Below are 248 nucleotides of genomic sequence, written 5' to 3' on the forward strand. Positions count from 1 at the left end.
TAGCAGATTGAATATTCGTTACTCTTGGAAACACTAAATCGAGACAAAGAATTACTTTTGCTCCCGAGTCATGAAGCTGGTATTCTAATTCTCTTTCTGTATATAGTGGATTTGTTTGTACTACGATCCCTCCCGCAAGTAATGTACCATAATAACCAATTACAGATTGCGGACAGTTCGGCAACATAATAGCAACTCGATCACCCTTTTCCACACCGAGCTTTTGAAGATAATTTGCAAACCTCTTC

General features: G+C 38.7%; 1 protein-coding gene. It reads right to left on the reverse strand.

Features of this window, described 5'->3' with window-relative positions; all coding sequences use genetic code 11:
• Positions 1-248: AMP-binding protein (locus tag SB775_RS32460; protein ID WP_410865405.1), on the reverse strand; the 248-nt coding region annotated here is incomplete at both ends.

Source organism: Peribacillus sp. SIMBA_075 (assembly GCF_046534585.1).